The sequence below is a fragment of the Mesorhizobium sp. M4A.F.Ca.ET.090.04.2.1 genome, from assembly GCF_003999085.1.
Lineage (GTDB): Bacteria > Pseudomonadota > Alphaproteobacteria > Rhizobiales > Rhizobiaceae > Mesorhizobium.
The window spans coordinates 1-4,763 of sequence record NZ_RZOT01000490.1 but is presented as its reverse complement, the minus strand read 5'-3'; the positions used below and the strand labels follow the sequence as shown (position 1 = coordinate 4,763).

The window sequence follows — 4,763 nt, the reverse complement described above, 5'->3', positions numbered from 1 at the left end:
GGAGTTGAGGAGCAGAGGCGCTTGTTGGCTTAGATCAGCCGCTGCCCGCCGTCGAACGTGGATGGTCTCGCCGGTCATGGTGCCTCCTCGCACATCGCGAGCTACTCTACGAGCCCGTCAATCGCGAGTGGCGCGTTTTCGCGATTTCGGTCCGTCTTTCAGCCGGCGGACCAAAGGCTCCGGAAGCGCCGCCGCCTGAGCCTCCGCAGGTCTCCCGAGAGCCACCTCGAGCGCCGACCGTCGCTGTCTTTCCCGCAATCCGAAAGCAGGCAAATAGCCGAGGGTCTCCGCCGGTCAGTCGTTGCTGGTCATCGCCACAAATGTCGTGTCGCATCGCCAAGGCACCGCAGCCATTGTGCGGTGCCGGTCAATTCTCCGCCAGCGGAAACTCGTTGGCGATCGTGACATGGTGGTGGATGCGGCCCTCGAAATATCGGCCCAGCACCGCCTCGGTCGCGGCGCGCGATTCGGCGCGGGCGGGGCTGGCGAGGGCCGCGTCGACCGCCGCCAGGTCGCGGTAGTTGATCGCCAGGATCATCGGGAATTCCGGCGCGCCGTCGTCGCGCTTCTCGGCGAAGGAGACGCGGACATCGAGCGCGCCCGGGAAGGCTTTCCATTTGGGCAGGACGGTCTCGATCACGTCTCTGCGGAACGCTTCCGTCTGGCCGTCCTTCACCTTGCCCTCGAACAGTGCGTAGCGCGTAATCATTTGCCGTCCTCTTTGCGTTGGAAGAATTCCATCAGTGCGGCCTGGTCCTCGCCGCCCAGTCCGGCGGCCGTCAGCAGCCGATGCACCTCGGCGCAGACTGCTGTCAGCGGCATCGCGGTGTGCGTGCGCCGCGCCAAATCCTGGGCGGCGTTGAGGTCCTTCACCATGTTGTCAATGCGGCCGGTGCGGCGGTAGTCGCGGGTGGCGAAGCGCGGCAGGTACTCCTGCAGGATGGCGCTGTCGGCGCGGCCGCCCTTCAGCGCCTGCGGGATCTTGAGCACGTCGACGCCGGCGTCGAGCGCCAGGCGGGTCGCTTCCGCCACGGCCATGAAATTCAGCGCGCACAGCACCTGGTTGATCAGCTTGGTCGTCTGGCCGGCGCCGGCCGGTCCCATATGGGTGTAGTTGCTCGCGACGTCGCGCAGCACGGCGTGGGCATCCGCAACGTCCTGTGCCTCGCCGCCAGCCATCAGCGTCAACTCGCCGATCAGCGCCTTGGGCGCACCGCCGGAGAGCGGACTGTCAACCCAGCGCAAACCCTTGTCGCTCGCATCGGCGGCCAGCTGGCGCGTCGCGTCGGGATCGATGGACGACATGTCGATGATCAGCGTGCCGGGCCTTGCGCCCGCAGCCACGCCGGCGTCGCCGAACACAGCGCGGCGCACGATCGCGGCTGAATTGAGGCTGAGGATGACATAATCCGCCGCGCCGGCCGCCTCGGCCGCGCTCGCCATCGCAGTCGCGCCCCTGGCGACCAGCGCCTCGACCTTGGCCTTGTCGAGGTCAAACACAGCGAGGCGATTGCCGGTGGCGAGCAGGCGCTCGCCGATCGCTCCGCCCATGGCGCCGGCGCCAATCAGTGCGACTCTGTTGGTCATGTCGGTCCTCCCGCCAGCCTGGCTGCTATGTCCGCGACGATCTCATCGAGCGGCGCAGCGATTGTCACCGCGATCGCATTCTCGTCCTTGCCCGGCACCTCCAGCATCGCGAACTGGCTGTCGAGCAGGCTGGTGGGCATGAAGTGGCCGGTGCGCTCATGCATGCGCTTCGAAATCAGCTTGCGCGAACCGTCGAGATAGATGAACAGCACCGGCTCGCCTGCTTGCTCGGTGATGAAATCGCGATAGACGCGTTTCAGCGCCGAGCAGCCGACGATTACCGGCGCGGGCCGTTGCCGCAGCGTTTCGCCGACCTTGGCCAGCCAGGGCCACCTGTCGGCATCGTCGAGCGGAATGCCGGCGCTCATCTTGGCGATGTTGGCCTCAGGGTGCAGCTTGTCGCCATCGACGTATGTCGCCGAGATCGCATGGGCGAGCGCCTCGCCGACCGTCGTCTTGCCCGAACCGGTGACGCCCATGACCACCATGCGCGGCGGGGGATCAGATCGAAGCCGTGATGCCGCCGTCGACATAGAGAATGTGTCCATTGACAAAGGATGACGCATCGGAGGCTAGGAAGACGCAGGCGCCGACCAGTTCCTCGACCTGGCCCCAGCGACCGGCCGGCGTACGCTTTTCGAGCCAGGCGCTGAATGCCGGGTCGGCGACGAGCGCCGCATTGAGCGGGGTGTCGAAATAGCCGGGCGCGATCGCGTTGCATTGCAGGCCATGCCTGGCCCAGTCGGTCGCCATGCCCTTGGTCAGGTTGCCGACCGCGCCCTTGGTCGCCGTATAGGGCGCGATGCCGGGGCGGGCGAGCGCGGTCTGGACGCTGGCGATGTTGATGATCTTGCCGCGGCCGCGCCCGATCATGTGCCGCGCCACGGCCTGGCCGACATGGAAGACGCTGGCGACATTGGTCTGCAGCAGGCGCTCGAAGGCGTCGGCGGGAAAGTCCTCGAGCGGCGTGCGGAACTGCATGCCGGCATTGTTGACCAGGATGTCGATCGACCCGCCGGCAAGCTCGAAAGCGTCAATGGCGGCGCGGACCGCATCATGGTCGGTGGCGTCGAAGGCGAGCGTCGCGGCGCCCGGAATGTCCGCTGCCGCGGCACGCAGCTTAGCTTCGTCGCGGCCATTGAGCACGACCTTGGCGCCGGCTTCGGCGAGGCCCTTGGCCAAGGCAAAGCCGATGCCTTGCGAGGAGCCGGTGACGAGCGCGGTGCGCTCGGTGAGATCGAACAGTTTGGACGACATTTTCCTGATTGCCTCTCGTCGCTGAGCGTCTTATGTTATCGATAACATCATCTGTCAAGTCAAGTGGAGCGAATAGCGATGCAGCGGCCTCACATCCTTCAGGTCGGACCCTATCCCGCATGGGACGAGGAGCCGCTCAACGAAGCCTTCACGGTGCATCGCTATTTCGCGGCCGACGACAAGCCGGCCTTCCTCGCGGAGGTAGGGCCGCTTGTGCGCGGCATAGCCACGCGCGGCGAGCTTGGCGCCAACCGCGCCATGATCGAGGCCTGCCCGTCGCTCGAACTCGTTTCCGTCTATGGCGTCGGTTTCGACGCGGTCGATCTCGTGGCCTGCCGGGAGCGCGGCGTGCGCGTCACCAACACGCCGGACGTGCTGACCAACGACGTCGCCGATCTCGGCATCGCCATGATGCTGTGCCTGTCGCGCGGCATGATCGGCGCGGAGCGCTGGGTGCGCGACGGCAGCTGGACGGCGAAGGGGCTCTATCCGCTCAAGCGCCGGGTCTGGGGACGGCGGGCCGGCGTGCTCGGCCTCGGCCGCATCGGCTATGAGGTGGCCAAGCGCCTTGCCGGCTTCGGCATGGACATCGCCTACAGCGATGTCGCGCCGAAGGAGTTTGCCGGCGATTGGGAGTTCCTCGCCGATCCCGTCGCGCTGGCCAGGCGTTCGGACTTCCTGTTCGTGACGCTTGCCGCGTCCGCCGCGACGCGCCACATCGTCAACGGCGAGGTGATCGCGGCGCTTGGCGAGGAAGGCATGCTGATCAACATCTCGCGCGCGTCCAACATCGACGAGGAAGCGCTGCTCGACGCCCTCGAGAACAAGGTGCTCGGCTCGGCCGCGCTCGACGTCTTCGAAGGCGAGCCGAATCTCAATCCACGCTTCCTCGCGCTCGACAACGTGCTTTTGCAGCCGCACCATGCCTCGGGCACGGTCGAAACGCGCAAGGCGATGGGCAGACTGGTGCGCGACAACCTCGCCGCTCATTTCGCCGGCCAGCCGCTCATCTCGCCGGTGCTGTAGGAGCTCGCTCACCATGAAGTCGATCGTCATCCACGCCGCCAAGGACCTGCGCATCGAGGACCGTTCCGTCGAGGAGCCGGGGCCGGGCCAGGTGCTGTTGCGTCTTGCCGCCGGCGGTATCTGCGGCAGCGACCTGCACTACTACAATCATGGCGGCTTCGGAACTGTGCGCCTGAAGGAGCCGATGATCCTCGGCCACGAGGTCTCCGGCCTGATCGAGAAGATCGGTTCCGGCGTCAGCGGGCTGGAGCCCGGCCAACTGGTCGCGGTCTCGCCGTCGCGGCCCTGCTACAGCTGCCGATACTGCCGCGAGGGGATGCATAACCAGTGCCTCAACATGCGCTTCTACGGCAGCGCCATGCCATTCCCGCACATCCAGGGCGCGTTCCGCGAAATGCTGGTGGCCGATGCGCCGCAATGCGTGCCCGCCGATGGATTGAGCGCCGGCGAAGCGGCGATGGCCGAACCGCTGGCGGTCTGCCTCCACGCCACCCGCCGGGCCGGCGAGATGCTGGGCAAGCGCGTCCTGGTCACCGGTTGCGGGCCGATCGGCCTGTTGTCGATCCTCAGCGCCCGGCGCGCGGGTGCGGCCGAGATCGTCGCCGTCGACCTCGCCGATTTCACCTTGTCGATGGCGTTGCAGGCCGGCGCCGACAAGGCGATCAACACGAGGACCGATCCGGAGGGCCTGGCTCCCTATCTCGCCGACAAAGGGACGTTCGACATTCTCTACGAATGCTCGGGCGCGGCGGCGGCGCTGGCGCAAGGCATCGCGGCGACGCGTCCGCGCGGCACCATCGTGCAGCTCGGCCTCGGCGGCGCCGAGATGGCGCTGCCGATGTCGACGGTCACCGCCAAGGAACTGTCGATCAACGGCTCGTTCCGCTTCCATC

At 67.0% G+C, this 4,763-nt stretch carries 6 protein-coding genes; 2 read left to right on the top strand and 4 right to left on the bottom strand.

What is annotated here, in order from left to right; genetic code table 11:
* Positions 1–367: 367 nt before the first annotated feature.
* The 4 genes from EN781_RS26355 to EN781_RS26340 are packed head-to-tail and all read right to left on the bottom strand — an operon-like array spanning position 368 to position 2,844.
* Positions 368–709: a hypothetical protein gene (locus EN781_RS26355; RefSeq protein WP_126057942.1), complete on the bottom strand. Its 342-nt coding sequence runs from the start codon at positions 707–709 to the stop codon at positions 368–370.
* A complete protein-coding gene (locus EN781_RS26350) occupies positions 706–1,587 on the bottom strand; it encodes an NAD(P)-dependent oxidoreductase (protein ID WP_126057943.1) in 882 nt (293 codons plus the stop codon). The genes EN781_RS26355 and EN781_RS26350 overlap by 4 nt, the downstream gene beginning before the upstream one ends.
* The gene (locus tag EN781_RS26345; protein WP_127400481.1) at positions 1,584–2,120 is read right to left on the bottom strand and encodes a gluconokinase; all 537 of its coding nucleotides are present in this window, start codon (positions 2,118–2,120) and stop codon (positions 1,584–1,586) included. The genes EN781_RS26350 and EN781_RS26345 overlap by 4 nt, the downstream gene beginning before the upstream one ends.
* Entirely contained in the window at positions 2,089–2,844 is a 756-nt protein-coding gene (locus EN781_RS26340) for an SDR family oxidoreductase (RefSeq protein WP_126057945.1), read from the bottom strand. Before EN781_RS26340 ends, EN781_RS26345 begins: the two co-directional genes overlap by 32 nt.
* A gap of 78 nt (positions 2,845–2,922) precedes the next feature.
* Between EN781_RS26340 and EN781_RS26335 the strand changes: the two genes are divergently transcribed.
* Positions 2,923–3,870, top strand: a complete 948-nt coding sequence (locus EN781_RS26335; protein ID WP_126057946.1) for a 2-hydroxyacid dehydrogenase — start codon at positions 2,923–2,925, stop codon at positions 3,868–3,870.
* 13 nt (positions 3,871–3,883) lie between these two features.
* The coding region (locus EN781_RS26330; RefSeq protein WP_145965631.1) for an L-idonate 5-dehydrogenase at positions 3,884–4,763 on the top strand (880 nt) is incomplete at its 3' end.